The organism is Acinetobacter sp. RUH 2624 (assembly GCF_000162375.2).
Taxonomy (GTDB): domain Bacteria; phylum Pseudomonadota; class Gammaproteobacteria; order Pseudomonadales; family Moraxellaceae; genus Acinetobacter; species Acinetobacter nosocomialis.
The window spans coordinates 2,483,704-2,505,755 of record NZ_KI391939.1; the positions used below are offsets into that span (position 1 = coordinate 2,483,704).

At 39.3% G+C, this 22,052-nt stretch carries 21 protein-coding genes and 1 riboswitch; of the genes, 11 read left to right on the forward strand and 10 right to left on the reverse strand.

Annotated elements, in window-relative coordinates; all coding sequences use genetic code 11:
* Positions 1-85 precede the first annotated feature (85 nt).
* The gene (locus tag HMPREF0014_RS18220) at positions 86-1,135 is read right to left on the reverse strand and encodes an AraC family transcriptional regulator (protein WP_006580320.1); all 1,050 of its coding nucleotides are present in this window, start codon (positions 1,133-1,135) and stop codon (positions 86-88) included.
* Between the two features lie 122 nt (positions 1,136-1,257).
* Here HMPREF0014_RS18220 and HMPREF0014_RS18225 point away from each other — a divergent pair, with 122 nt between their 5' ends.
* On the forward strand, positions 1,258-2,133 hold the full coding sequence (locus HMPREF0014_RS18225; RefSeq protein ID WP_006580319.1) for a metal-dependent hydrolase: 876 nt from the start codon (positions 1,258-1,260) through the stop codon (positions 2,131-2,133).
* An 8-nt stretch (positions 2,134-2,141) separates the two neighbouring features.
* Here HMPREF0014_RS18225 and HMPREF0014_RS18230 read toward each other — a convergent pair whose 3' ends face one another.
* From HMPREF0014_RS18230 to HMPREF0014_RS18250, 5 genes are all read right to left on the reverse strand, one after another.
* Positions 2,142-3,137 carry a DUF2804 domain-containing protein gene (locus tag HMPREF0014_RS18230; RefSeq protein WP_006580318.1) on the reverse strand — a complete coding sequence of 332 codons (996 nt, stop codon included), beginning with the start codon at positions 3,135-3,137 and terminating at the stop codon, positions 2,142-2,144.
* A gap of 267 nt (positions 3,138-3,404) precedes the next feature.
* Positions 3,405-3,617 carry a hypothetical protein gene (locus tag HMPREF0014_RS18235; protein WP_002051387.1) on the reverse strand — a complete coding sequence of 71 codons (213 nt, stop codon included), beginning with the start codon at positions 3,615-3,617 and terminating at the stop codon, positions 3,405-3,407.
* Positions 3,618-3,769: 152 nt separating this feature from the next.
* Positions 3,770-4,279, reverse strand: coding sequence for a DUF1543 domain-containing protein (locus tag HMPREF0014_RS18240; protein ID WP_002051570.1), 510 nt, complete (start codon positions 4,277-4,279; stop codon positions 3,770-3,772).
* Between the two features lie 10 nt (positions 4,280-4,289).
* The gene (gene trpB, locus HMPREF0014_RS18245; protein ID WP_004711992.1) at positions 4,290-5,519 is read right to left on the reverse strand and encodes a tryptophan synthase subunit beta; all 1,230 of its coding nucleotides are present in this window, start codon (positions 5,517-5,519) and stop codon (positions 4,290-4,292) included.
* Positions 5,503-6,162, reverse strand: a complete 660-nt coding sequence (locus HMPREF0014_RS18250; RefSeq protein ID WP_004711989.1) for a phosphoribosylanthranilate isomerase — start codon at positions 6,160-6,162, stop codon at positions 5,503-5,505. Before HMPREF0014_RS18250 ends, trpB begins: the two co-directional genes overlap by 17 nt.
* A 126-nt stretch (positions 6,163-6,288) precedes the next feature.
* Positions 6,289-6,496, forward strand: a riboswitch (cobalamin riboswitch).
* 23 nt (positions 6,497-6,519) lie between these two features.
* Here HMPREF0014_RS18250 and HMPREF0014_RS18255 point away from each other — a divergent pair.
* From HMPREF0014_RS18255 to HMPREF0014_RS18265, 3 genes are all read left to right on the forward strand, one after another.
* The gene (locus HMPREF0014_RS18255; RefSeq protein ID WP_082187629.1) at positions 6,520-8,427 is read left to right on the forward strand and encodes a TonB-dependent receptor; all 1,908 of its coding nucleotides are present in this window, start codon (positions 6,520-6,522) and stop codon (positions 8,425-8,427) included.
* Positions 8,428-8,523: 96 nt separating this feature from the next.
* A complete protein-coding gene (locus tag HMPREF0014_RS18260) occupies positions 8,524-9,102 on the forward strand; it encodes a cob(I)yrinic acid a,c-diamide adenosyltransferase (RefSeq protein ID WP_004885306.1) in 579 nt (192 codons plus the stop codon).
* Positions 9,103-9,175: 73 nt separating this feature from the next.
* Positions 9,176-9,889, forward strand: a complete 714-nt coding sequence (locus HMPREF0014_RS18265; RefSeq protein WP_004885303.1) for a glycerophosphodiester phosphodiesterase — start codon at positions 9,176-9,178, stop codon at positions 9,887-9,889.
* A gap of 27 nt (positions 9,890-9,916) precedes the next feature.
* Here HMPREF0014_RS18265 and HMPREF0014_RS18270 read toward each other — a convergent pair whose 3' ends face one another.
* Complete coding sequence (locus HMPREF0014_RS18270) at positions 9,917-10,447, reverse strand: META domain-containing protein (protein ID WP_002051369.1); 531 nt, start codon at positions 10,445-10,447, stop codon at positions 9,917-9,919.
* Positions 10,448-10,655: 208 nt separating this feature from the next.
* Between HMPREF0014_RS18270 and HMPREF0014_RS18275 the strand changes: the two genes are divergently transcribed.
* Both HMPREF0014_RS18275 and HMPREF0014_RS18280 read left to right on the forward strand, forming a co-directional pair.
* Positions 10,656-11,828, forward strand: a complete 1,173-nt coding sequence (locus tag HMPREF0014_RS18275) for an acyl-CoA desaturase (protein WP_020992283.1) — start codon at positions 10,656-10,658, stop codon at positions 11,826-11,828.
* Between the two features lie 113 nt (positions 11,829-11,941).
* Positions 11,942-13,384: a YdiU family protein gene (locus HMPREF0014_RS18280; protein WP_006580313.1), complete on the forward strand. Its 1,443-nt coding sequence runs from the start codon at positions 11,942-11,944 to the stop codon at positions 13,382-13,384.
* Positions 13,385-13,447: 63 nt separating this feature from the next.
* Here the strand turns inward: HMPREF0014_RS18280 and HMPREF0014_RS18285 are convergent, their stop codons facing one another.
* Together HMPREF0014_RS18285 and baeS are read right to left on the reverse strand one after the other, a co-directional pair.
* Complete coding sequence (locus HMPREF0014_RS18285) at positions 13,448-14,134, reverse strand: response regulator (protein ID WP_002051374.1); 687 nt, start codon at positions 14,132-14,134, stop codon at positions 13,448-13,450.
* 19 nt (positions 14,135-14,153) lie between these two features.
* Positions 14,154-15,815, reverse strand: a complete 1,662-nt coding sequence (gene baeS / locus HMPREF0014_RS18290; protein ID WP_006580312.1) for a sensor histidine kinase efflux regulator BaeS — start codon at positions 15,813-15,815, stop codon at positions 14,154-14,156.
* 131 nt (positions 15,816-15,946) lie between these two features.
* Between baeS and HMPREF0014_RS18295 the strand changes: the two genes are divergently transcribed.
* The 4 genes from HMPREF0014_RS18295 (at position 15,947) to HMPREF0014_RS18310 (ending at position 20,968) form a co-directional block, all read left to right on the forward strand.
* The gene (locus HMPREF0014_RS18295; RefSeq protein WP_004711976.1) at positions 15,947-16,324 is read left to right on the forward strand and encodes a hypothetical protein; all 378 of its coding nucleotides are present in this window, start codon (positions 15,947-15,949) and stop codon (positions 16,322-16,324) included.
* A 291-nt stretch (positions 16,325-16,615) separates the two neighbouring features.
* Positions 16,616-18,418 (forward strand): acyl-CoA dehydrogenase C-terminal domain-containing protein, encoded by a 1,803-nt coding sequence (locus tag HMPREF0014_RS18300; protein ID WP_004711974.1) that lies wholly within the window; start codon positions 16,616-16,618, stop codon positions 18,416-18,418.
* Between the two features lie 167 nt (positions 18,419-18,585).
* The gene (locus tag HMPREF0014_RS18305) at positions 18,586-20,367 is read left to right on the forward strand and encodes an acyl-CoA dehydrogenase C-terminal domain-containing protein (RefSeq protein WP_006580311.1); all 1,782 of its coding nucleotides are present in this window, start codon (positions 18,586-18,588) and stop codon (positions 20,365-20,367) included.
* A gap of 118 nt (positions 20,368-20,485) precedes the next feature.
* Positions 20,486-20,968 carry a phosphate-starvation-inducible PsiE family protein gene (locus HMPREF0014_RS18310; RefSeq protein WP_004885289.1) on the forward strand — a complete coding sequence of 161 codons (483 nt, stop codon included), beginning with the start codon at positions 20,486-20,488 and terminating at the stop codon, positions 20,966-20,968.
* Positions 20,969-21,012: 44 nt separating this feature from the next.
* Here the strand turns inward: HMPREF0014_RS18310 and HMPREF0014_RS18315 are convergent, their stop codons facing one another.
* Positions 21,013-21,387 (reverse strand): RcnB family protein, encoded by a 375-nt coding sequence (locus HMPREF0014_RS18315; protein ID WP_002051261.1) that lies wholly within the window; start codon positions 21,385-21,387, stop codon positions 21,013-21,015.
* 163 nt (positions 21,388-21,550) lie between these two features.
* On the opposite strand from HMPREF0014_RS18315, the gene HMPREF0014_RS18320 reads away from it, so the two are divergent.
* Positions 21,551-21,997, forward strand: a complete 447-nt coding sequence (locus HMPREF0014_RS18320) for a hypothetical protein (protein ID WP_002051512.1) — start codon at positions 21,551-21,553, stop codon at positions 21,995-21,997.
* The last annotated feature ends 55 nt before the right edge of the window (positions 21,998-22,052 follow it).

Here is a 22,052-nt window from a genome sequence, read left to right on the forward strand (position 1 = left end):
TATTTTGAAACTTTTCTCAATGATCAAAGCTTCCTATTTTTGAGCCATTATTCGTTTGCAATGTGAATAAAAAATCATCAAAAATCTATTTCTCCGTATTTTTATGGGTGAGTTGCAATTGCTTTTTACGAGTTAATAATGTTTGCCCTGTTAAATTTTTATGTGCCCTCGCAAGTGCAGACTGATCGGAATAACCCAACTGGTCAGCAATCGCAGTAAGACTTTCATTTTGACTTAACAATATCTCGCAGCGCTTCATACGCTCAGTATCTAAAATTAATTTAAATGAAGTGTTTAATGCCTGTAGTTGACGCTGCAAGCTTCGTACTGAAACATTAAGTTCGATGGCAATATCTTCTATTTTTGGAGCCTGCTGCTTATGCTTTAAATATTCTTGTACGATCCAATGTATTTGCTGAACTAAATCGGTATGTATTTTCCGTTGAACCAAAGCTTCTTCAGCTTGTTTTACTAAAAGCTGCACTAAAGTCGGGTCTGCATGCTGGGGACGAACATTTAAACTTTCACTTGAAAAAGTTAATGCATAGTACGGTCGGTCAAATGACAATTTGCACTGAAAGAAGCGTTGATAAAGAACCAAAGGCCCCCGAGCTCGGTGTACAAATTCGACATGCTGTAAAAGAAAATCATGTAAGGGAGCAATCTCTTTAGCAAGCTGTACCATTGCGGCTAAGGTTAACTCGCTAAGTACAATATTACTGTCATCAACCAAAGGCCAATACAAGCGAATTTTGGAAGCATCTTGCTCGATTTGTATAGGTACAACTTGCTCCCCATCTATTACTAGGCGATGAAATTTAGCAATATATTTAACCACTTGACCTAAGGTATCACTTCTGGAGGCCATATAACCCAACACGCCAAAATTGGCAGGTGTAATACAGGCTGCCATTTCTAAAGCCAAATTGGTCACTTGTAATCGAGATTCGGTTAGTTCTAAAAGCTCAGTAAAAAGATGTAAGGAGGACTGAGCATCAATAGAGGCAGATAAAATATTTTGTATTTGCCGAGTTTGAGTGTCATTTAAATTGAGTGACTGCCACGCTATTCCCTTTTCTTTTAAATACGTATTCCAAAGGTAAAAGTATCCATTTGAGATCGTAAACTCTTGCATGGCGTTTCCTTTTTTTTACTGCCATATTGTCGCAAACTGTATAAAAATTGGCGATAACTGTCAAAACAAAGCCGACCATTCACGACATACTAATGAAAAGCTTAGTTGCGAGAAATACAAAGATGAACGCACATGTTTCTTATCAGGTCGAGCCAGTGGTTCGCAAAGATCTAGATTTTCATTTAAACGAAGCACCACGCTTTTGGTTTAATAACGATCCTTTTTTGACTCGCATGTTTGATGCACTCAGCTTAACCTTTCCCGACGGAGAGCGTTACTTCATTGAATGTGTGCGAATGTTCCGTGACAAAATTGATGACCCGGAACTACAAAAGCGAGTTGCAGATTTTATTAAACAAGAAGCTCAACATGGTATTGCCCATGACAAAATGAATCAGCTCATGAAAGAACAAGGTATGCCTGTGGATGAGTTCACAAGCACACTTAAAAAAATTTTCCGTTTTGAGCTCACCAAACGTTCACCACAATACAATATTGCAATGACGGCCGCGGCTGAACATTTAACAGCATTAATGGCAGAAACCTTTTATAGCAATAAAAAAACCTTGGAAAATGCTCATCCTTACGTTCGCGCATTATTTGCATGGCATGCTATCGAAGAAATGGAGCATCGTGATGTGGCATTTGATGTCATGAGACAGGTGGGTGAAGTTCCAGAGTCAACCCGTCGCTTTGTACTTGTTTTAACAACTGTACTCATGTTTGGTTTTACCCTCTATAGAACCAACATCATGTTGAAATGTGATGGGTTTAGCCCTAAAGAAAGGTTATCGATGACACTCAAAGGTTTACCTTGGTTCTTTGGCAGAAATGGCACATTAACGGCTATGAAAAAGCAATATCTGGACTGGTTTAAAAAAGATTTTCACCCAAGCCAACATCCAGTTATTCGTCAGTACCCTGTTTGGATTGAGACTTTAGAAAAAACAAATGACCCTATCGCAGCGGGTGAGGCATTTTGGCAAGCAGGTTTATAACCTGCTTGTTACCATTTTGCATAATGTTGTTCTAATAGACCGTATTGCTCATTACAAGTAATCATATCAATTGCCTCGTGTTCAATAGTGCCAGTAATTTTAGCTTGCCACTGGTTGAATTGGCTGCCAATCATTCTTAAATTTATATTTTCGTATCGGCACCAACCAATATGCACTTCTAGATTAAGTTTTTGATCTAAAGAGCTAATTTTCCATTTTTCATCATTTATTTTTTCGAACAAAACATCAGTGAGTGGAAATAAAACCCCATTTACCCATAAACAGTTTTCATTACCAAAACTTTCATTGACCCCAGAAGCCAAATTCAACCCAATACGTCGCCCCTGTTCATCCCAAAAATTACATGAAAGCCAGAACCACGCTGTCTCGGGACGTAAAAATCCACAAGTATCATCAAGCGATGCAAATGTCTTTTCATCAAATTGTATAAGTTGATTCTGTTTATTCATGAACATTCCCTCTACAGCTAAAGTGGTCTGCTTTTGGGTATATGTCCAACCATTGATACCTGTTGGGGTACACAAACTTAAAATATCTGTTCCAGCACAAAAAATACGGGCACTCAGGCAAACTTCCCCATATTTAGTTACCCGAATATATCGCACACCATTAGCATGTTGAATATCTAGTTGATAAGGCGATTTAGAAAAATAACTTTGATTAAATAATGGCTGTTCATCAAGATGAGTTTTATGACCTAAAGGTTGAATGGCGTTCCACTCAATGACTTGTCCTGTTTCATGATCAAAAATATAGAAAAAACCATGTCCAACCCAACCAATATCTGCAATGGCTAGACCAATACTGTAGTGTTTATGCTGAATGCCACAGAATTTAAATTTTTTATACTTTAATTGCTTACGCCAGCCCTTTAAAACCTTACCATAAGGCGTTTTATAGATATAACGTTGTACATGAATAGTCGACGGTACAGATTCAAAACGCCCATAACGAGGCTGTCCATTTTCTTGAATTAAATCCATTATTTATTATCCGTTGATTTCCTGTTCATCTATTGACTAATAATAGACTGATCACTGACCAGTTGGCTACTTATCTGTTTTGATCTTCAAATGACTTTTATTTAGCCATAAAAAAAGAGCATATTGATATGCTCTTTTTTCTGATATTCACTTAAATCTATATACGATAACTTAAACTCTTTGAGGGTCTATTTCAGTAGCTATGACCCACTCCATCAACAAAATCAAATTCAACTCTCGATTTAAGTGTAATTCAATTTCTAAAAGTTAAGCATCATCGTCACTTGCCTGTTCTGGCTCTGATTCTTGCTCGTTACTGTCCTGATTTTCCAATTTTTTCTCAGCGATTTTTGCTGCTTCATATCCAGCAAAAGCACCAGCTGCTTTTTCTAGAAAACCTGCATCTGGATCTAATTTATCGACGCCTTGTTCCGCGATAATTGCACCAGCAATTTTACCTACTTCATCTAGAAGACCCATTTTGATTACTCCAAAGAGCTTATGTTGAGCTTCTAGTCTAAGCAGATGAATTGTAAATAGTGGTACAAAAAAGTTGCGATTTGAGCGAGCTATACATGAGATCAGCAACTTTTTATATTTTATTTTTGCCTTTAAGCTTTTTTTAAGAACAGTTAAAGAAGTAAATAAGTATTTTCCCAACGTGTTGGATTGAACTCACCTTGCACTAACTGTATATAACGACCCGCAATATGGTCAATAGGAATACAATCATCAATATCCACTACACGGTCAGTGTGTGGTTTATGCCACTCTTGATCTATAAACTGTTTACCTAATTGTTTTGCACTTACCGCATCAGGTGCAACAACCAAATGATAACTATGCAACTCACCAAAAGCTTGGGGTGTATATCCACCCAGATTAATCAAATATAACTTTAGATCTGAAGCTGATGGGGCTGCATCGGTAAACTGGATTTGATAGTTTTGCCCTTGAGAGCTAACCCCTGAAAGCTTGGCCCAAGCATCGATATGTAACCCTTGAGCCTCACCAAACCAAGCCTGTTTAAGTTGAGGGTAAACTTCTTCTAAAGTATCCCCTACAGCCATAACGATGTCATGGACTTCTGTATTGGCACGCGCATGACGGCCACCCAACATTACCATAAACAAACTTGGCATTTTTTTCCTCTTACATCTCAACCATTTCTACGCCATCAATGCGTGCAACTGTCATTAAATCTTTATCGCCACGGCCTGAAACAGTCGCAATAATAATCTGATCTTTAGACATGGTTGGTGCAAGCTTAGATACATATGCCATAGCATGTGAGCTTTCAAGCGCAGGAATAATCCCTTCAATTTTGGTTAAGTCACGGAAACCTTGCAGCGCCTCAGTATCATTAATTGGCACGTATTCAACGCGCTTCATATCTTTTAAGAAGCTATGTTCAGGACCCACACCCGGATAGTCCAAACCTGCCGAGATACTATGTGTCTCGATAATTTGGCCTTGTGCATCACTCATGAGGTAAGTACGGTTACCATGCAATACGCCCACATGACCTGCATTTAAAGGCGCGGAGTGTTTACCAGTTTCAATACCGAAGCCAGCAGCCTCAACACCATACATTTTCACATTGGCATCGTTTAAGAACGGATAGAACAAGCCCATTGCATTTGAACCACCACCTACACATGCAACTAATGCATCTGGTAAGCGACCTGCTTGCTCCAAAATCTGTTTACGTGCTTCACGGCCAATAATCGACTGGAAATCACGAACGAGTTGAGGATAAGGATGCGGACCTGCAACTGTACCAATGACATAGTAAGTCGTATCAACGTTAGTTACCCAGTCACGCATTGCTTCATTCATGGCATCTTTAAGCGTTTTAGAGCCACTTTGTACAGGTACAACTGTTGCACCCAGCAAACGCATACGGTAAACGTTCATGGCTTGACGTTTAACGTCTTCAGCACCCATATACACAACACACTCAAGACCTAAACGTGCCGCAATTGTTGCTGTTGCAACGCCATGCTGGCCTGCACCTGTCTCGGCAATAATACGTTTTTTACCAGAAAGCTTTGCAAGTAGTGCTTGACCAATCGTGTTGTTTACCTTATGTGAGCCTGTATGGTTCAAGTCTTCACGTTTAAGGTAAATTTGTGCACCACCTAACTCTTTTGACCATCGCTCAGCATAATAAAGTGGACTAGGACGACCTACATAGTAGGCGAGGTCACGGTCGAATTCTGCCAGAAACTGTTCATCATTTTTCATGCGGGAATAGAGATTTTCTAAATCTTCTAATGCCGCCATTAAAGTTTCTGACACAAAACGTCCGCCATGGATACCGAAATGCCCATTTGCATCTGGGAATTGGGTATAGTCAATCACATTATTTTGCTGATCCACGTTGGACTCCTTGCATAAATCTTTCAATGAGTTGTTGGTCTTTTATACCTTTTGCGGACTCTACGCCTCCGCTCACATCTACTGCAAAAGCACCGGTAGTATGAATAGCGTCAATGACATTGTCAGGGGTTAAACCACCTGCCAAGATTAATGGAATATCAAGTTTCGGGAATTTAGACCAGTCAAACTGATGTCCTGTGCCCCCTTTAAGCTCAGGATGCCATGCATCGAGCAATACAGCACTGGCACCAGCTGCCTGATATTTTTGAATTTCAGCAACTACATCCAGATCAGGTTTAACCTGAATTGCTTTATACCAACGACGTTTACAATGGCGAGCGATGTCTTGGCATTGTTCTGGAGTTTCATCGCCATGTAGTTGTAATACATCTAGGGGAACACAATCAAGTACATCCTGAATTTCAGTGGCACTTGCATTAACAAACAAACCAACCATTTGTACATAAGGTGGAATAAGTTTTGCCAATTCTTCTGCCTGTTCAACTGTTACGTTTCTTGGACTTGGCGGAAAAAAAACAAAACCTATCGCATCTGCTCCAGCTGTGACCACTGCTTGAACATCTTGCTTACGAGTAATTCCACAAATTTTTGCTCGAGTACGCTTTTGGTTTGATGGGCTCATGATCTGCCTAAACTACAACCATTTTTTAAAATAAGCGTCATTGTAATGCAATTTTAGTCCCTTGCGTAAAAGTTCTCCGGGAATTGCTCGAAATGACATTGTAGGAAGTAATTCGGCACTTTATACTGCGTTCAAATGGAAGCAAGTGTAAGCAATTGATGCTTTAGGGAAGCTGGTGAAAATCCGGCACTGCCCCCGCAACGGTAACAATGTAAAGCATATTTTTTAAGTCGAGATCGACTTACACCACTGCAGTGATGTGGGAAGGTGAATATGTCCATAAATGAATTATGGCGCTGAAGTCCGGAGACCTGCTTGTTTCATCTATCTACCCGATCATTCACGTGGGGTGAATGTATGGAGCATGTTATGTCTAAGTCTTTTCAACCTACTCGTCTGGTAGGGGCTATCGCTATTGCGATGGGGTGTTCACCTATTATTTTTGCTGAAGATACAACTACCGCAACTCAGCTCGATCCAATTGTAGTGACTGCTTCAAAAAGCGCAGAAAAAGCGAGTGAAGTTCCGGCGCGCATTTCAGTGATTGATGAAAAAACCATTGAGCAGAATCCCGCACTCAATTTATCTGATCTCATCCAAAAAGATGCTTCTGTTTATATCAAACAAAATGGCGGTCTTGGACAAGGTACAAACCTCTCTATTCGAGGCACTAACCCAAATCATGTTTTATTACTTAAAGATGGTGCTCGCTTAAATACACCAAATACACTATCTCCTATCTATCCTGAGTTCTTGGATACAACTGATGTTGAGCGCATTGAAGTTCTAAAAGGCCCATCATCTGTACAATACGGTAGTGATGCTATCGGGGGTGTAATTCAAATGATTACGGCTACCCCTCAAAAGAACTCTGCATTTATTACAGGTATTTATGGTGAAAATAAAACCTATAAAGCAATTGTAGGGACAGATTTAGTCAGTGATGAAGGATTCTATGCTCAAATTCGCGGACAACGTTTGGAAAGCGATGGTACTCGTATATTCGATAGTCAACCAGAGAATATGAAAGCAGCTTATGACCAAAAAGGTTATAGTGCAAAATTAGGTTACAACAATAAAAATGACTTAAATGCCAGCGTTGAAATCAGCCAAAATAAGGGTAATAACAACTACTCAGAAAATAGTGGTGTGAATAATGCTGCAAGAAGAGAGTTTGATAATCAATTAATCACAACAAAAGTTGAATATAAAGCGACATCTGATGTCACAATTAATGCACGTTATTCTAATTTCAAAGATAACGAAGAGTACCATGAATCCTCACCTTATCACGCAGATACTAAACGTAATGAAGGGGATTTAAATATCAAATGGCAATTTACACCAACACAAAACATCTTAGCTGGTACAAGTATTGATAAAACTGAATATAAAGATGCGTCCATATTAAATGGAAAACAAGATATTGATTCTGCTGGTTATTATCTTCAACACCAATATAAAACTGATAAGATTAGTACACAATTAGGCGTTCGCTTAGAGGACAATGAAAAGTTCGGAACACATACTGTTGGTCAAGGTGCTATCCGTTACTTCCTACTTCCGACAACTAGTATTTATGCCAATATCGGAACCGCCTTTAGAGCACCATCCTTATCAGAACTCTATTATTTTTATGAAAATCCAGCATGGAATTACTATTCATACGGTAATCAAAATTTAAAACCAGAGGAAAGTTTCTCTTATGAAATTGGTGCAGATCATCAATTTAATAGTCATTTATCTGGTTCGATTTCTGCTTATCAAACTAAAGTTAAAAACTTAATCACAACCAATACTGTATTTAATCCTGTAACGTTTGCTACCGTTGCTAATTATGAAAATATAAATAAAGCAGAATTTACAGGTGGTGAAGTCGGTTTAAAATGGAAACAGCAAGATCTGTTCTTATCAACTGAATATGCCTATGTAAAAACAGAGAATAAAGAATCTGGTTTAGAAATTGCGTATCGTCCTAAGCAAACCCTTACCTTAACTACTGGGTTAGAAAATACCGTTTACGGTATTAGCGCTTCACTTATTGCCCGTTCTAGCTCTAATGCTCAGAATAGCGCTAATCCGCAGAAAGTCCCTGGCTATGCTACTGTCGATCTAAATGCTTACTGGAATATCAATCCAAACGTAAAATTATTTACCAATATTCAAAATGTAGGCGATGTAGATTACAAAACAGTTTACAACTTTGGAAATTGGTATGTAGATGGAGGTCGCCAAGCTTCTGTTGGCGTAACTTTCCGCTATTAATTTTTCACCCTCATTATAAAAATATTTTCTTAACTCCAGTTTCGGGGTAATGTTCTGACCGACATTACCCCCTTTTTTATGTTCAGGATATCCATCATGGGACACCGTTTAAGCAAAATCTATACACGCACAGGCGATTCAGGTACCACAGGTTTAGGCGATGGCTCTCGTGTTGCCAAAGATGATTTACGAATTGCGGCACTTGGTGATGTCGATGAACTCAATGCCATTATTGGTGTGCTCCGTGCACAAATCACAGCCAGCCAAGTGACTAATAAAGCAGATTGGGACAAAAGCCTGAGCTTGATCCAACATTGGCTTTTTGACTTAGGCGGCGAAGTTTGTATTCCCAATTACAATTTGCTTCAGCCCATTTGTATTGAATTTCTGGAAAAAGAAATTGATCGTATGAATGAAGATTTGCCTATGCTGAAAGAGTTTATTCTGCCATCTGGCTCTTTATCTTGCAGTTACGCTCATCAAGCGCGTGCTGTTTGCCGTCGTGCAGAACGATCACTTATGTCGGTACAGACTCGTGACCAAAATATTCAAGCCACAGCACTCCAACTTTTAAACCGCCTATCTGACTGGTTATTTGTCGCATCTCGTGCTTTACAACGTGCAGAAGGTGGACAAGAAGTGCTTTGGCAAAAAAATATTAATGAGATTATTTAAAAATAGACTAATTTAAGTATGGTCTCTACTTTTGAAGAGGCCATAATCAACAATAACTGAATAGAAGAAAATTATGCGCATTATTGGTCATCGTGGTGCACGCCGAGAAGCTCCTGAAAATACTTTAGGTGGTTTTCAGCACATAAAAAATTTAGGTATTCGTGGTGTCGAATTTGATATTCGCCAGCTTCAGGACCAAGAACTGGTCGTTATTCATGATGATAATTTTTTACGTACAGCTGGAGTCGACCAAATTGTTGAGCAATCTACTTTGGCTCAAGCTTTATCATTTGATCATCGACAAAACTGGCCCAACTGGCCAAATTCAGAGCCAACTCCTACTCTTACAGGCGTTTTAAATTTACTTGATAACTTTGATCATATTGAAGTTGAGGTTAAAGCTGTCAGAGATATGGCATTTGCAGAAAAGTTAGTTCAAAAGCTTGAGTCTGAATTACAGGGGTATGAAAAAGTCGTGACTATTACAAGTTTCGATCTTCAAATTCTAACTGCCTTACGTGATATCAACTCTCAATTTAAACGCGGTTTGTTAGTTGAACTTCCGGTTGGAGCTACAGCGATTGAACTCGCTCATCAATTTGGTTGCTGTCATATTGGTTGGTATGACCAGCTTGCTACAGATGAAATGATTCAATTGTCTCACCAAGCAGGTTTAAACATTAGTGTCTGGACAGTAAATGATGTAGAAAGAGCGAAGAAGCTCCGTGATTTAGATATTCAGGGCTTAATTACAGATATTCCTACAACAATGCTCGAAACACTTTAAATGAAAAAAGGTGGTATTAACCACCTTTTATTTTTTCTCGGCCTGAATCAGGCGTTGTCCATTCTGATCAAGTAAATATAGGGTATTACCTACCAACTGGAAGCGTTGAATACGTTGTAAGGAATCAACTAGTTCTGCTTCTTGAGCCAAAGCACCATCACAACTTGAATGTCCCGCATTAACTTCCATATCAAGTTTCTTTTGGTTGAAATCAAATGTGTATCGTCCAAAAATACGGTTACATCCGGTATGGCCAGTTACAGTTTTGACTGCTGAGTTCAGTGAAAGAGTCGGCCATTGGTTAAAGAATTTTGCCTTATGACCATTAATCTGAGTGATTTGCCAATCAATATCTTGAACACCTTCCGGGCTCACTTTCTTTTTAACTACCGGAGTTTGTGCATGGTGTATGGGTTTTACATGGCCTTTTTGAACATTTTGTTGCGGCGCGCTTTGACATGCTGCCAATACAAGGCTGATTGCGATGAAAAGACATTTCAATGGCAATTTTCCTGCAATATCAATGCTATTCTTTTTTCTCAATCGCTGTATTTTCATTACACAACTTCTCCTATCTGAAATGTTGCCAAGCATGGTTTAATTCTGTTACGGTTCTTTCGATACATCTGTACAATAATGTTAGTGATTCTCACTATGCACGTGCTAATATGGTGTGCAAAATAGCAATAAATCTTGATGATTGGTTTTGCTATGTCGTTTTGTCTTTTTACCTTGTATGACAAGGTTTCTAGGAGCGCTGCCGGATATGACTTCCGCCCCACTCAAGGCCCCAATTAACTGGACCGCTAGCATTACCTTAATTGGTTTACCAATTCTTGCTGCAATCATAATCCCGATTTACGCGTATTATTATGATTTTAGTGTAAGCGCATGGGTAAGCTTATTTTTTCTTTTAGCTTTAAGTAGCATGGGGATTACTGCTGGTTATCACCGTCTTTGGGCACATCGTGCTTATGAAGCGTCGTTACCTCTTAAAATTCTTTTAATGATTGGCGGCACATTTGCTGTACAAAACAGTATTCTGTTTTGGGCATCTGGTCACCGTACCCACCATCGCCATGTTGACGATGTAGATGAAGATCCATATTCAATTGAACGTGGATTCTGGTATGCCCATATGGGTTGGATGATTCGCGATCATTCTCCATCTGAGCCAGACTTTAAAAATGCGCCTGATTTACTCAATGACAAACTGGTGATGTTCCAGCATAAATACTATGCTTTACTTGTCGTAGCAGTTCACGTTGGTATTTTAGGTTTAGTCGGCTGGGCAACTGGCGATTTATGGGGAGTTGTTCTTCTCGGTGGTTTAGTACGTTTAATCATTAGCCATCAAGTAACTTTCTTCATTAACTCTCTTTGCCATATGTTTGGTAAACGTCCTTATACCGATGAAAACTCAGCACGCGATAACTTCTGGTTAGCGATTGCAACATGGGGCGAGGGTTATCACAACTATCACCATATTTTCCAATACGATTATCGTAATGGTGTGAAATGGTGGCAATATGACCCAACTAAATGGTTAATCTGGACATGCTCTAAAGTTGGTTTAGCAAAGAACCTACGTCGTATTCCAAGCTTTAATATTAAAAAAGCAGAATTGGCAATGAAGTTTAAATATGCTGAACAAGATCTAGCTATTTATGGCCACGATGTAAATGCCGACATTAGTCAAATGAAGCAACGTATTGCTCAAGAATATGAAGCATTTACGCATACTTTAAATGACTGGGCGAAACTCAAAGAACAAGAGTTACAAGCAAAGAAAGCAGCAATGGCTGAAAAGATTCATAAAATGGATCATAAGTTAAAAGTTGATTTCCAATTGCTTGAACATCGTTTGAGTCATCACCGTGAGTGTCTAGAAACTTTAATGCGCAACATTAAAAAGAACACAAACGTCGTACCAGACTAATACGTCTCTAGTTCGAAATAGCGCCTGTAAAGCCATGCTTTGCAGGCGCTATTTTTTTGGCTCGTTTTTAACTATGGTATAGTGAAGTTCGCCTCAAATATTTAGTCCAGCCTATGCAATTTAATCCGCTTTATTCATCACTCAATTCTAAGCTTTTTCATATACAGCAGCCTTCCCCTCTTCGCGGTGCAAAGGCTGGACACTTTAATCTAGCTTTAGCCGAAGAATTACAATGGACAGATGAAGAAAAAAAAGCATGGGTTGAGATCTGTAGTGGTCAGCGGACTTTCCCAGAGTTTCCACCTTTGGCAATGGTTTATGCAGGCCATCAATTTGGACAATGGGCAGGTCAGCTAGGCGACGGACGCGGTTTACTCATTGGACAAATTCTGAATAAAAAAGGTCAAACCATCGATTTGCATTTGAAGGGTGCAGGCCCTACCCCTTATTCACGCATGGGAGATGGCCGAGCAGTTTTACGTTCAGTTATTCGCGAATATTTAGCAGGTCATGCCTTAAATGCTCTAGGAGTCGCCTCGAGTCATGCAGTAGGTTTTACAAGCTCTACCCAAGGTGTACAACGTGAAAAACTAGAACCCGGTGCAATATTGCTTAGGACATCTGAATGTCATATTCGTTTAGGGCATTTTGAATGGATCAATCAATATGCGCCTGAGTTATTGGCCGAGTTCACTCAAAAATGCATTGAATGGCACTATCCAGAATGCCAACAAGAAGAACAGCCTATTTTAGCTTTTGCTAAAGCTGTGATTAGAAATACAGCCATTATGATTGCTAAATGGCAGCTGGTCGGTTTTGCTCACGGTGTGATGAATACCGATAACTTGAATATTACGGGCTCTACACTCGATTTTGGCCCATACGGTTTTATGGAACGTTTTCGTCCAAACTGGATTAACAACCATTCTGATTACCAAGGACGTTATACCTATCAAAACCAACCGAGTATTGCGCACTGGAATTTATGGACTTGGTTAAATAATCTCATTCCACTTGCTGAGCCTGAGCAAAAGGAGCAATTCAAAGAATCGTTGGCCGCTTGTCTAGAAGAATTTGAACCAACTTTTATTGAGCATTACACCACTGGTTTATGCAAAAAAATGGGCCTTCCTCATTTTCATAAAGACAGTACTGAATGCGGCTTAAGCTTTTTACGTATTTTGCAAACAGAGCAACTTGATTACACTCAAAGCTTTATTCGCCTTCAAAATAAAGAATATAAGGTTTTACGTGATGATTGCCTTGATATTCGACAATTTGATGCTTTCCTTACGCAATATGAAAATATTCGTGAACATCAAGATACCGATGAACTTGATGCGAACATGCAAGAAGCAAATCCGATTTATATTTTACGTAATCATATGGCACAGCGAGCGATTGAAGCAGCGGAGCGAGATGATTTTAGTGAAGTAGACCGTTTGTTTAAGTTACTCAATCATCCTTATACAAGACAACCAGATTTGGAAAAACCTGAAGACTTAGGGCCATTGCCAAGCGATGTACCTGATGTAGCAGTGAGCTGTTCGTCTTAATTTTTTATCCACATTTTCTGTGGATAACATTGTGGTTATCCACAGAATAACTTTTCTAAGCAATTATTCTTCAGGATATTCGAAGCGATACCCTACACCGTAAACAGCTTGAATCCACTCATGACGGTTACCAGTTTCCGCCACTTCCGTGATTTTTCGACGCAAGTTTTTAATATGACTATCAATAACTCGGTCAGCAACATCAAAGCTATCCGGATTAATATGGTCTAATAATTGTGCACGTGAATAAACTTGCCCCACATGTTCTAAAAATAGCTCAAGTAGGCGAAATTCTGTCGGCGTTAAACTTAAAGATTTTTGTTGATACCAAATTCTTTGTTGGGCTTTATCGATGCGGAACGAATCATTTTGTTCTGGCTCAGCCTTACGTTCCAAACGGCGTAAAACTGCTTGTACACGGGCAACTAACTCTTTTGGACTAAAAGGTTTGCACACATAATCATCTGCTCCCATATTTAGCCCTAAAACACGGTCAATTTCTTCAGTACGTGCAGTTACCATAATAATTGGTAAGTCTGACTGTTCACGTACTTTACGGCAAATCGTTAAACCATCCATTCTTGGAACCATTAAGTCCAGAATCATTAAATTAGGTTTACGTTGTTGAAAGCTCGTATAAGCATCTTGACCATCATGAAACATGCTTACTTCGAAACCAGCAGCCTCAAGATAATCACGCACCAGATGCGCTAACTCGACTTCATCTTCAACCAACATTACATGTTTCATGGGCCATTTTTCCTTTTATTTAACTCTGCTTTTTAAAGGTAAGTACACAACGTAAACCACCTAATGGTGAGTGTTCAAAACTTAGTGTACCACCAAGCGCTTGCGCAATTTTACAAGATAAAGCTAAGCCTAGTCCTGTTCCACCTGTACTACGTGTGCGCGAATCATCTACACGATAAAAACGTTCACCTAAACGTGATAATTGCTCATCACTTAAACCAAACGGACTGTCATCGACATATAAAGTCCACTCCTGAGACGTTTGACTTGTATGAATATGAATCTTTCCACCTGTTTCGGTATAACGAATACTATTACTAATTAAATTAACAATAATTTGTTTAAAGCGATCACGGTCTAATAATAATGGAACGCCCTCACCTTCCACCTCAATTTCCAGCTCTGCCTGTTCGAGTTTAGGTCTGAAATTTTCGACTTCTTGCAGTACAACATCCCAAGGGTTGACCGAACTTAAATAGCATTTAAGTTGCTGGGCATCGGCCTGTGCCAAGTCTGCAAGATCTTGAGTGAGTTTCTTTAAGCTTGAAACTTGTCGCATCATGGCATCGAGATGTTCAGGAGTCGCCTTTCGAATACCATCTTGCATTGCCTCGATTTGCGCTTGCAATACAGCTAATGGTGTTTTTAACTCATGAGATGTATCTGCAACCCATTGTCGTCGTGATTCTTCATGTTGATGTAAAATCTCGGCTAAATGATTTAGTTGAGTTGATAAGTCACCTAACTCATCATTTCGTTTAATCACAACTTGATGCTGATAATTACCTTTAGTTAATTCATTTGTTGCATTTAATAAACGCTGAATTGGCTTTTTAAAATAAGTTGCCATTAAAAGTGCTGCAACTAAACTCGACAGCAATGTTAAGGCATAAATTAAAAGTAAATAACGCTTTTGATTACTAAAGAAATTAATACTTAAAGCATCTTCTTTATCTAGGACTGGTTTTAGTCCTAAGTACCCTACCACCTCATTGTTGATGATGATGGGACGGTACGACATTTGATCTGAAGATGGCGGTTCACCCACTACAAACTGATGTTTGGCATCATATAAGGATAAACGAGAACTTAAGCCTAAACGGTCTGGTAAAGCAATAAAGCGCTTCTTACCATTTTGTGTCTCAATATCTTTGAGACTTCCTCTTTTTGACTTGTTTTTATTGTCATCACGTGGACGAAACTGGTTAGCACTTAACGGGAATTTTAAACCTTCAAATGGTTGATATTCAGAAGGTAAGTTTTTTTCTAGTGTGCGTAACTCTTCATCGCTAAAAATAGAATTTTTATTTGGAGATGCACCATCTGGAGAAACATTAATGAGAGTGTGTTCATCGAAAGAATGCTGCTGAATGGCAATGTCATATTGGCGTCTTAACCACCACTGTGAAAGACGATCGTAATCATCTGGAGCGGCTGTTCCTTCAATTTGTAAGATTTGGGCCTGAATCGCGTTTCCCCAATCATGATAAACGTTATAAACATTTCCAAGATTGGTCATGAGCCGATCTAGCTTTTGCATTTCAACATCGGCCACATATTTGGCAAAGTTCTTTTGCATTGTCCAGTGCAGAACACTCAAACTTGCGGTTGCAATTAACAGCGTGGTAAGCAAGACCGTTAAAAATAGCCGCAATGCAATGGGAACACGTAGAACGTTCAAAAGCACTCTCTCATTTTTATCCTATATTTTGCATTGTAACCAACAACGAAAAGAAAAACTCTCCATTGTTTCTTCATCTTTATTATCTAATCTTTAAGTCATCTTAAAACAAACATTAAAGGGCTTTAAACATGAAAATGACGGCTAAAATCGCATTATTCAGTGCAGCAATTGTAACTATGGGCAGTTTGGCAGCTTGTCAATCAAACCCTCAAACGCCTAATTCAGACCATCATATGATGAAAGATGGTCCACGTGATGGTCATCACCGCATGAAACATCGTGAATTTACACCTGAGCAAAAAGCAGCGTGGGAACAGCACCGCGCAGAACGTCAAGCTCGTTTTGAACAGATTCAAAAAGCATGTGAAGGCAAGGCAAATGGTCAAGCTGTAAATGTCCAAGTTGGAGATAGAACACTTGAAGGGACTTGTAATCTTCGTTTCGAGCCAAAGCGTCCTCAACCTCCAATGAATGCTCCAGCTCCAGTAGCACCACAAGCAAAATAATTTTAAAAATACTGCAATAAAAGGCGCCTATAGGCGCCTTTTTTGTGTACATAACTACTTACGATTTTGACTATTTGTCTCATCTAAACTTCACCAAAAGTGTTTACACTCAAAGCACTTACATAGTTCAAGTATTTTTTTCTTGACTTTGCAGTCACAAAGTAAAGGCCCTGAGGTGCTTGTACAGTTATGCAAGTTGTTGCACGATGTAATGGTTCAAGGTGCCTCTTATGGCACATTATCGTAGATTAGGATTATAACTCTGGTTTCACCAGTATTGAGGAACCCGATATGCCACAATACAAAGCGCCCTTACGTGATATGCAATTTGTTTTGCATGAATTATTAAATGCTGAAGAACACTATGCAAAATTACCTGACTTTCAAGGTAACGTAAGCCGTGAATTGGTTGATCAATATTTAGAAGCTGCGGCAGACTTCTGTGAAAATGAACTTTCTCCTTTAAACCAAGTTGGCGACCGCGAAGGTTGTACTTGGAATGATGGTGTTGTTACTACACCAACAGGCTTTAAAGAAGCTTATCAAAAATACATCGAACTTGGCTTCCCGTCTTTATCAGCAGAAGAACAATACGGCGGTCAAGGTTTACCTAACTCTTTAGGTATCGCAATTTCAGAAATGGTAGGTAGCTCTAACTGGGCATGGGGTATGTACCCTGGCTTGTCTCACGGAGCAGTACGTACATTAGAACATCATGGTTCTGATGAACAAAAAAATACTTACTTACCAAACCTTGTTTCAGGTGTTTGGACAGGTACGATGTGTTTAACTGAATCTCATGCAGGTTCAGACTTAGGTATTATCCGTACTAAAGCAGAACCAAATGCAGATGGTAGCTATGCAATCTCTGGCGAGAAAATCTTTATCTCTGCTGGTGAACATGATATGGCTGAAAACATTATCCATATCGTTCTTGCTCGCCTTCCAGGTGCACCAAAAGGGACTAAAGGTATTTCGTTATTTATCGTTCCTAAGTTCAATGTCAATGCAGACGGAACGATTGGCGAGCGTAATGCAGTACGTTGTGGTTCTATTGAACACAAAATGGGTATCCATGGTAACGCAACTTGTGTCATTAACTTTGACCAAGCTAAAGGTTACTTGATCGGACCTGAAAACCGTGGTTTGAACTGTATGTTCACCTTCATGAATACAGCACGTATTGGTACTGCGGTTCAAGGTTTATCTGCATCTGAGTCATCTTTCCAAGGTGCTTTAGCTTACGCGAAAGAGCGTTTAGCAATGCGTTCACTTTCTGGTCCTAAAGCTCCAGAAAAAGAAGCAGATCCAATTATTGTTCACCCTGCTGTTCGCAACATGCTTTTAACTCAAAAAGCATTTGCTGAAGGCGGTCGTGCACTTGTTTACTTACTTGCTCAATATGCAGATATCGTTGAAAAAGGCGAAACTGAAGAAGAGCGTAAGTTTGCTGACAACATCTTGTCTTTATTGACTCCAATTGCAAAAGCATTCTTAACTGAAACAGGTTCTGAGTCTGCTAAGCACGGTGTTCAAGTCTTCGGTGGTCATGGCTTTATTTCTGAGCATGGCATGGAACAAATCGTACGTGATACACGTATTGCCTGCTTGTATGAAGGTACAACTGAAATTCAAGCACTAGACTTATTAGGCCGTAAAGTTTTACAAACTCAAGGTGCAATGCTTCGTGATTTCACTAAGATTGTTCACAAGTTTGTAGAAGCAAATAAAGACAATGCTGCCATGAAAGAATTTGTTGAGCCACTTGCTGCGCTTAACAAAGAATGGGGCGACCTCACTATGCAAATCGGTATGCGTGCAATGCAAAATCCGGATGAAGTGGGCGCTGCTGCTGTAGATTACCTCTACTTCGCTGGTTACGTTACTTTAGCTTATCTATGGGCTCGTATGGCGCTTGTAGCACAAGAGAAATTAGCAGAAGGTACAACTGACGTTGATTTCTATAACGCGAAAGTTACGACTGCTCGCTTCTACTTCAAGAAAATCTTGCCACGCGTACGTTCTCACGTAGACGTTATTGCTGGTGGTTTAGACCCATTGATGTCATTAGATGCTGAACATTTCGCTTTCTAACCATAGTTAGTTGCGATATGCAATGTTAAAAACTAAAAAAGGACTGCTCAGTTTTGACGGTCCTTTTTTTATAAGATCAGTGATAAATTTAGACTTTAAATTCAATATCCATTTCGTTTTACAGGATATCTAGCACAAGTTGATGTGCATAAAAAAGGTGAACGATTATGCCAATTTACAATGCTCCTTTAGCTGATATGAAATTCATCTTAAAAGATGTATTTAAAGCAGAACAATTTTGGCAGTCTAATGAGAAACTCGCTCATGTAGATGCTGCAACAGCTGAAGCAATTTTAGAAGAAATGGCTAAATTTGCTCAGAACGTGACTCATCCATTAAACCGTACTGGTGATGAAGAAGGCGCTCGCTATGAAAACGGCGAAGTCTTTACGCCTACTGGCTTTAAAGATGCATTTCGTCAATATGCAGAAGGTGGTTGGATTGGCTTAGGCGCAGATGAAGAATGGGGTGGTCAAGGCATGCCAAAAATGCTGACCGTTCTTGCCGATGAAATGTTATTTGCGACAAACCCATCTTTCATGCTCTACCCGCTTCTTTCAGTAGGTGCTGGTATGGCTTTAAGTAGCTATGCTTCTCAAGAGCAAAAAGAAACTTATTTACCTAAGATTTATTCCGGTGAATGGTCAGGTACCATGTGTTTGACTGAACCACATGCAGGTACTGACTTAGGTATTATTAAAACTAAAGCAGAACGTAATGAAGACGGTACTTATAACATTACAGGTACTAAAATCTTCATCACTGGCGGTGACAACGATTTAGCAGAAAACATCATTCACTTGGTACTTGCTAAAACTCCAGATGCTCCTGCTGGTTCACGTGGTATCTCGCTATTTATCGTACCGAAATACCTTGTAAAAGAAGATGGTTCTTTAGGTGACCGCAACCATGTTGGCCCAGGTTCTATTGAACATAAAATGGGGATCAAAGCATCTGCTACTTGTGTAATGAACTTTGATGGCGCAAAAGGTTACCTCGTTGGTAAAGAAAATGAAGGTCTCGCTGCGATGTTCGTTATGATGAACTACGAACGTTTATCAATGGGTATTCAAGGTTTAGGTGCTTCTGAATTTGCTTATCAAAATGCTGCTCAATATGCGACTGACCGTTTACAAGGCCGTAGTGCAGCTGGTGTCCAATCACCAAGCAAGCCTGCTGATAGCATTTTAGTACATGGTGATGTACGTCGTATGTTGTTAAATGTACGTGCAAACAACGAAGCTTCTCGTGCATTTGCAGTCTATGTAGGTCAACAGCTAGATATCACTAAGTTCTCAACTGATGCAGAAGCTGTGAAAAAAGCGAATGATCGCGTTGCGCTTTTAACACCAATCGCAAAAGCTTACCTTACAGATACCGCATTCCAAGCAACTTTAGATGCTCAGATGGTATTTGGTGGTCATGGATATATTCGTGAATGGGGTATGGAACAATGTATTCGTGATCTTCGTATTGCGCAAATCTACGAAGGTACCAACGGCGTTCAATCTCAAGATTTAATTGGTCGTAAAACTATTAAATGTGGCGGTGCATTCATTGCTGAATACATTACAGAAATCCGTGACTTTGCAAATGATTTAGACACCGATTTGAACTTCATTAAAGATGCAACTTTAGATGCTGCAACTGAAATTGAAGCAATCACTCAGTTTATTATTGAACAAGCTGCTGAAAATGTAGATTTCCCAAATGCTGCTGCTGTTGATTACTTACATGCAGTTGGCTTACTCAGCTTCTCTTATATGTTTGCAAAAATTGCAGCTGCTGCTAAAGATAAATCTGGTGATTTCTACCAAAACAAACTTGCTTTAGCTCAATACTATGTTGAACGTATCTTGCCAGATATTGATGCACGTATTGCTAAAATCAAAGCTGGTTCAGACTTAATTATGGGCTTTAGTGAAGACTACTTTACAAACCAAGCATAATTAAGATTTTTATAAAAAACGCCTGAGTAATCAGGCGTTTTTTATTTTGTATTTACTATTTCTATTGGCATAAAATTTGTTTATTTTCTAGGCATACTCATATTAAAAAGATTTTACTATGCCTGATCCGAAAAAGTTTGAAAGAACGCTCGACCGGTTTGGTCACTATGCCGTTGAAGCTTTTCATTATTTGGCTTTATTCATTATCGGTTGTATGGTGGCATGGTCAGCAGCACATACAGTTTATGAAATTTTAACTGTCAAAAAGTATGCTTCAATCGATGACATCTTATTGTTATTTATTTATCTGGAACTCGGCGCAATGGTCGGTATTTATTTTAAAACCAATCATATGCCTGTACGTTTTCTTATTTATGTGGCGATTACAGCCTTAACGCGTTTACTGATTTCAGATATTCAACATGACCATAAAGCAGATATCGATCAAGTGATTATTACTGGTTCAATTTTAATTTTAGCGATTTCAATTTTAGTGGTTCGTTTTGCTTCTTGGCACTACCCATCTGTAATGAAAGAAAAGCATTCAAAAACACCCAACTCTTTAAAAACTCCTCAACCACAAGATGATGAATTAGCATAAAAAAGGCCTCAATATTGAGGCCTTTTCATTTTTATATTTTAGTTTTAACGCACACGATAAACTTGGTGATGTGAATCAACTAATAAATATTGATTCGGTGTTTTCACCCAGTGATATCCACGTGGTGGTTCATATAAACGATGGGCACGCCAGTCCGAAACAAAATAACGGTTATCACGGTATTCTACAGGAATACGCTCCCCTCGCTTGAACACAACATATTCATGGCCACGGTTTGCATTTGACCAAACCGGTGGTCTATGGTCATCGCGTCGATCATAACGATGATCGTAGCGTTGTTCATAATGTCGATAGTCTTTACCGTGATAGTTATCCCAGCGATTATTTGAATCCGCCATCGCAGTAGCAGACATACCCAACATTAAAGTTGAAAGTACAAGAACGATTGGCTTTTTCATGGTGCATCCCTTTTGTCTTGATATAGAGCTAGATTAAAAGAGAGTCAAGGAGAAACCATGAATAAAACCGGCTTGATTGATATTGTTTGTAATGACTATAAAGAAAATATGAAGAATCTGTATCTGTGCTACCATTAGCATTTTCTAAGCTAGGTCAATTGCTGTGTCTGAAATCAGTTTTGAACGTCTTCATCAATTTTTCTGCAAAGTTCCAAGTGTACAAGAAGCCCGCATTATGGCGCATGGAGCAGATGGCGAACACGCTTGGTGGTTTAAGTTCAGTATTGATGTAGAACACCCACTTGCATGGCAAACCGTGCAAGAACTCGGCCATGTTTTAAACTATCTATCGACGAATGAACGTCTACCTACGTTATTTTTTCCAGTGTCACCACCGCCTTATATGAATGGCGAAGCAAAAGACTTTTTGTCATGGATTATTCAATGTAATCATCCTGAGTTTAACCCTGATGCCGTATGTGATTGGCTTGAAGCACGTTTACCTAATCCGGTAGATGATGAATCGCAGTGGAAGATTAAGACTGATTTGAGTGAAATAGAAAAGTTAGATGATAAGGCTTTGGATCAATTGATTCCGCCAGCACCTTAAATCATCGGACTTATAGCACAGCCTTTACTTACAGTGATGTTCTAATATCTTTTGT